Source organism: uncultured Clostridium sp. (genome assembly GCF_934754915.1).
Lineage (GTDB): Bacteria > Bacillota > Clostridia > Clostridiales > Clostridiaceae > Clostridium.
The window spans coordinates 1-5,611 of record NZ_CAKVKB010000181.1 but is presented as its reverse complement, the minus strand read 5'-3'; the positions used below and the strand labels follow the sequence as shown (position 1 = coordinate 5,611).

The 5,611-nt window shown below is 26.7% G+C and carries 6 protein-coding genes; 3 read left to right on the top strand and 3 right to left on the bottom strand.

All coding sequences use genetic code 11. The annotated features are described in order from the left end of the window. Nucleotides 1-94: 94 nt before the first annotated feature. Genes Q0F58_RS16830 through Q0F58_RS16820 form a run of 3 tightly spaced genes read right to left on the bottom strand, consistent with a single transcriptional unit; the run spans nucleotide 95 to nucleotide 2,125 of the window. Nucleotides 95-433, bottom strand: coding sequence for a MarR family transcriptional regulator (locus Q0F58_RS16830; protein ID WP_294379025.1), 339 nt, complete (start codon nucleotides 431-433; stop codon nucleotides 95-97). Between the two features lie 40 nt (nucleotides 434-473). Next, nucleotides 474-701, bottom strand: coding sequence for a hypothetical protein (locus Q0F58_RS16825; RefSeq protein ID WP_294379024.1), 228 nt, complete (start codon nucleotides 699-701; stop codon nucleotides 474-476). Nucleotides 702-721: 20 nt separating this feature from the next. Then, entirely contained in the window at nucleotides 722-2,125 is a 1,404-nt protein-coding gene (locus Q0F58_RS16820; RefSeq protein ID WP_294379023.1) for a DUF4317 domain-containing protein, read from the bottom strand. Between the two features lie 721 nt (nucleotides 2,126-2,846). On the opposite strand from Q0F58_RS16820, the gene Q0F58_RS16815 reads away from it, so the two are divergent. The 3 genes from Q0F58_RS16815 to Q0F58_RS16810 all read left to right on the top strand — a co-directional run bounded on the left by Q0F58_RS16815 (nucleotide 2,847) and on the right by Q0F58_RS16810 (nucleotide 5,540). Beyond that, nucleotides 2,847-3,605: a transglutaminase-like domain-containing protein gene (locus Q0F58_RS16815; protein WP_294379022.1), complete on the top strand. Its 759-nt coding sequence runs from the start codon at nucleotides 2,847-2,849 to the stop codon at nucleotides 3,603-3,605. Between the two features lie 111 nt (nucleotides 3,606-3,716). Beyond that, nucleotides 3,717-3,956 (top strand): pentapeptide repeat-containing protein, encoded by a 240-nt coding sequence (locus Q0F58_RS19710; protein ID WP_367118208.1) that lies wholly within the window; start codon nucleotides 3,717-3,719, stop codon nucleotides 3,954-3,956. 123 nt (nucleotides 3,957-4,079) lie between these two features. Then, entirely contained in the window at nucleotides 4,080-5,540 is a 1,461-nt protein-coding gene (locus Q0F58_RS16810; RefSeq protein WP_294379021.1) for an oligosaccharide flippase family protein, read from the top strand. Nucleotides 5,541-5,611: the final 71 nt, after the last annotated feature.

Here is a 5,611-nt window from a genome sequence, read left to right as displayed (position 1 = left end):
CAATAAGATTATATCATAAATACAAATATATTTTTATAGATTTGTATAGATTATTTTTAACTGTTAAAAGCCTCCTTAAGTTTATTTATACATCCTACAGTATATCTATTAATTTTTCTCCTGTTTTTTTTAAAAATGCATTAAACATTTCCTTTTCATTTTGTGAAAAATCATTAAGAACAATACTATATAATTCATCATATATTTTTATTATTTCAGGACATATAGATTTTGATTTTTCAGTAGGATACAAATTCCAGACTCTTTTGTCTTCTGATGAAGGAACTTTTTTTATAAATTCATGTTTTTCAAGATAAGAAATAGCACGGGTGATATTGCTTGGATTTATGTAGAATAAGTTCATAAAATCTTTTAGAGATATTCCTGGCTGTTCACATATTCTTACTATATACATATGATGACTGCTGTTAATACCTATATAAAAAATTTTATAAAGATTTTATCTTTCGTTGTCAATTGATAGTATATTTGCTTAACTCATTTCCATCATAAAATACAACAGATCCAACATCAATCTGTTTTTCATAAAGAATATGGTCAGGAACGCTTATAGTTAAATTTTCTTTGGTATTATCATCTTGAAGAATGACATCAACACAGTATTCTTCTTCATCAGGACGTTCTTCGCATCCAAAATCCTGTTCTCTTATGCTTATAATACGATATATTTTTTTATTCATAATTTATGAATTCCCTTCTTTTAAGATAATTTTTCTACACCATTTATATTAGCCTGTTCATTTTCATCCATAGGAACAAGAAGATATTTTCTGCCATCTATTATTTCATATTTTATCTGATCAGCTTTTTCAGGATTGACCTGGACCATAACATCATAAGTCAAAGTTTTGGTACTTGAAGTATTTGATATTTCGTTTAAAGTATCTTCATCTTCAAGCTTTATATGTGCCACATCAGCAGCAGTTTCCATGTTTTGTAAAGTTTCATTATTCAGATTTTCAAGGACAGCTCTGCCGTCTAAATCTTCATGGTGTAAGTCATCAGTATCTGGTGAATTATTATGGGAAGATTCCATAGTTTTTTCAAGTTTATTCTGCAGAATCTGAACTTGTTTTTCAAGTCTTTTTTCTTTTTTCCTCTGCTCATTTTTTGCAAGTATTTTTGAATCTATAAGATTTTCTGCTGCTGGAGGTGTATCACCAAATTCCTCTGTATAAGATTTTTGTATTTTTTCAGAAATTTCCTTAGGAACACCGCTTTCTTCAAGAACATCTGAAATGGTGTTATCTGTAAGAAGCATAGGATCAGCATTATCTCCATTTACTGTATTATGATTATCCACAAGGATATTTAAGGTATCCTGAATTTCCATAACAAGATTTTCAGATTTTTCATCATCACTGCCAGCTGCATTCTTTATTATATTTGTAAAGGATTCTTTTTGTTCAGATGAAGTCTGTTTTGAAATGCATCCAAGACCATCTTCCATGAGTTCTGGATGGGTTTCTTTTGTATTTTTTGTATAATATATGACTGAATGAATATCAGAACTTCTGTCAATAAAAGCAGGGAATATAAATCCATTAGATGGAGCTTCAACAACCCAGTCTCTTGAACGTGCACCTATTCTGTTGTCATCTGGAAGATAACTAAGGCCTGGTTTTGATAAGGATACAGGACAGATAGCACATAAAATATATTCATATACTTCTTCTGATTCATCAACTTTCATGTTGTCTTTAGTTTTTATTATTACATCATAAGCATCATGGAAAAGAAGTATTAGAAAGTTTCCAGTATAATCATAATTATCTATTATATTATTATAAAATTCATCAAGAAGATTTTCATCTTTTAAACAGCTTCTTTTGAGCTTCATAAGGTCAAATTGTCTTCCGCCTTCTTCTTCTGATTGCATAGTAAAATCAAGCTGAAGAAGATTGTTTCCTATTGTACCAGACAACGTTTTTTTTGCAATCTCTAAATATTTAAAAAATTCATCTTCTTCAAGATTAAGAAAAGTTTCATTAAATTTTAAAATGATATTTTTTTCACCATTTACGTAGCATCCACACATTTTCGTAAATGTACAGTCATCTTTTTTTAAACGTTTTTTTAGTTCAAGTATATCTTTTTTTCTCATATTTAAATCCTCTCATTTAAAGATAATTTATATAGTCAATTGGCAATGTACAATTGACAATTTAGGAAGAAATCTCAATGGAAATTTCTTCGATTAAATTTTTATTTAGGTTTTTATTGGAACATATACTTAAGTATATTATTCTATCATTTCCTCTGCAAGTGAGAAAATATATTTCAATTGACAATAAAGGATGAAAAATCTCATCAGAGATTTCTTTGATTAAATTATTATTCAGTTTTTTTATTTAAACAATATTTAAGTTTAAGTGTATTATTTTATGAATTGCTCTGCAGATGAAAAAATATTAAAGAAAATAATGTATACATTTCATAATAAAGATTATAATGGAGTAAAAAAGAATTCTGACATATTACTGTAACAGAAAAAAGATATGATATAATTGTAGTTTTTATATATTAAATTATATATGCTGCAAGATTAAAATTTATCTTGTATATGCAGCATATGAAAAAAATATTACAAGGATTTAATCATTCATTGCTAATTGTGCATTGTTAATTTAAGTCCATACATGTATATGATTTAAATAATAAAATTAAATTTGGATGTTGGATTACCATAGTTTTATATAATTTAAAGGAATATTAATATATATGTATTTACTTAAAGAATGCTATATATTGATTTATCTTTATATTCACACTGATATAAAAAATCTTTAGATAATGAATGATGCGGATTTTGGAGGGCTTAGGAAATGATAAACAAGAGATTTAAAATAATAGCTTCATTAGCAATTGTATTTTCATTAAACATTGAAGGAGCATTTGCTTCATCATATGATAATACAGATAGACTTGAAAAAATAATACGTAATAATCTAAAACAATGGGAAGAAGAATTTGAGATACCATATTATTCTTCTGATATAATAAATGTCATAAAAGAATCTGTTGATGATGATCAATATTTAAGAAGATCTATTAAAAGTATAGCTGTAAGACAAAAAGGGAAAAAAATCTTGGTTGATATAACATATAGAACATCAAAAGAAGAAGAAGAATATATAGATACTGTCCTTGAACCTGTGGTTAAAAATATAGCAGGGGAAAATATGAGTGACTATGAAAAAGTAAAGGCTATAAATAAATATATATGTGATGAATTTCAGTATGATACCACATTAGAAAAAGACAATACTTATGAAGGCCTTACAACAGGATTTACAACCTGTAATGGATATGCAATGACTGCAAGTAAGATGTTTTCTATGGCAGGACTTGAAAATAAAATTGTACTTGGAACTTTGGATGGTATTTCACATGGATGGAATGAGGTAAAGATTGATGGCAAATGGTATAATATAGATGTTACAAACAATGATTATACAAGCAGCGATAAATATTTTTTAAAAAGTGATGATTCTTTTAAAAGAGAAGGATTTGTATGGAATGATGATAAGACTTATGAACCTTGTAATGAAGATTACATTAATTTAGCTGTTTTAATAGAATAAAAAGTATTTAAGGAGAAATTTATGGAATGTTTTGAAGATGAAATAATACGAGATTTAAAATATAGGAATGAAAGCATAGATGATAATATCAATGAAATTTGATAATTTTAAATTTGCAAGTTCACAATTTCAGGGGAATGTTTTTTTGAAGAATGCAGCTTAAAAGGATGTAATTTTAAAGATATAAATTTTGCATCTACCCAGTTTAACAGATGCAATTTGTCCAAAGCAGATTTTAGAGGGGCTTATGGGTACAATATTGATATTAACAGCAATATTTTAAAAAAGGCAAAATTTTCATTTCCAGAGGTTACAAGTCTGCTAAGTTCTTTGGATATAATAATAGATTAAAATTTTATCATATGTGTTTTAATCAATAACTTATAATAAATGATGAAATTATTGCAAGATTTTTTTGATTTTATTATTAGAATATGCATATAACAGAATTTATTTGAAGTTTAGGGAGAAAAAATGGCTAAATCAATATCAAAAAATGCATTATTTAAATCAATATTGAATATATTCAATATAATACTGCCAATAATAGTAACACCAGTAATAACAAGAACCTTTACACAAAATCAGATGTCATATATAACTCAGGCTGAAACATTTAATACAGTTCTCATAGCATTTGCAGGTTTTGGAGCTTATCAGTATGGACTTAGAGAAATAAGCAGGGTTCGTGATGATAAGAAGAAACTGAGCCAGACTTTCACAAGTCTGTTTATAATAAGCACAACAGCAACAATAATAGTAACAGCTATATATATGTTTGGACTTTTCAAATTTTATAAAGATAATCCTGCTTTTTATGCATGTTTTATTATGGGATTTAACATAGTATTGAATTTATTTTATGTTGAATGGGTTAATGAAGCTCTTGAAAATTATGATTTTATAGCATTAAAAACAATGATAGTAAAAATAATATATTCAGTTATAATTTTATGTGCTATCCATTCAATTGATGATTTTAATATGTATATATATTTGGGAGTAGCTGTAAATGTAGCCAACAATTTATGGAGTTATTTTTATATAAAGAAGAGGATTAAATTTGATTTTTCACATTTAAAGATAAAAAAATATGTAAAACCAATGTTTCTGGCAATGCTTCTTTCAAATACAAGCCTTTTATATACCCAATGTGACAGACTTCTTATAATCAGTTTTTCAGGCGAAGCAGATTTGGCAGCATATGGAATAGCACAGAAGGCTATGACAATAATAAATACTTTAATGCTTACAATAATTCAAGTCAGTATGCCAAGACTTGCAAATAATCTTGGAAATGATGAAAGCAGCATGTATTTAAGGCTTTTAAATAAAGTTATGAGAATATATTTTCTTTTATTGTTTCCAGCATCAATAGGACTCTTGTGTGTTTCAAAACATGTAATGTGGATATTCAATGTGAACTACATACCATGGTATCCAGTAATGATGGGATTTTCAATATATATGCTGACTCTTGGTGTACAGGGGATAATATCAAATCAAATTATATATTTATATAAGAAAGAAAAAGAAGATGTTAAAATATTCTTTATATGTGGAATTTTCAATGTGGTATTAAACTTTATTCTTTTAATGTGTGGTTTATTTACCCCAGCAAATTCTATTATGATTACAGCACTGTCAAATATTCTTGTAATTTTATGTGAATATAGAATTGTGAAAAAAGAACTAAAACTTAATATAAAATTATTTGGATTTGAAAACATGAAATATTTTTATTATTCTATCTTGTTTATTCCATTAACATTCATTGTGAATTTATATGTGAAGAATATGATTATTTCATGTGCTTTTGATATTTTATTATGCGGGGTGTTATATCTTTCAATTCTTGTTATTACAAAAGATAAAGTATTCTTTGATATTTATGAACGATGTATGGGAAAATTTAAAAATGTATTGAAAAAATAATTCAAAGATTTTAGAAAAATGATAGTTTGTCAACACTCGTCAGCCAGGTAATAATGAAAAGGGCAGTATTG